The sequence below is a fragment of the Pseudomonas sp. IT-P294 genome (assembly GCF_949767865.1).
Classification (GTDB): domain Bacteria; phylum Pseudomonadota; class Gammaproteobacteria; order Pseudomonadales; family Pseudomonadaceae; genus Aquipseudomonas.
This window is the reverse complement of sequence record NZ_CATKQW010000045.1, coordinates 1-293: the sequence shown is the minus strand read 5'-3', so window position 1 is coordinate 293 and position 293 is coordinate 1. Positions and strand designations below refer to the sequence as shown.

Here is a 293-nt window from a genome sequence, read left to right as displayed (position 1 = left end):
GTACACCTACACGCTGAACACCAGCGATGCGGATTTCAAAGCCCTGCACGGTGGCGGCAACGGCACGGAAACTTTCACCTACACCCTCACCGATGCCGACGGCGACACCAGCACCGCCAACCTGGTGCTGCAAATCCACAACAACGACGACCCGGTGACCCTCGGCGGGCTCAACGTCCAAGGTGGCGAACTCACCGTCTACGAGAAAAACCTCAGCGATGGCACCAGCCCCAATGCGCCGGCCCTGACCCAGAGCGGCACCTTCACGGTGACTGCCCTCGATGGTCTGCAAA

At 61.8% G+C, this 293-nt stretch carries 1 protein-coding gene; it reads left to right on the top strand.

Annotated elements, in window-relative coordinates:
* On the top strand, positions 1 to 293 hold a 293-nt coding region (locus ACM6I0_RS24385; RefSeq protein ID WP_414923486.1), incomplete at both ends, for a VCBS domain-containing protein.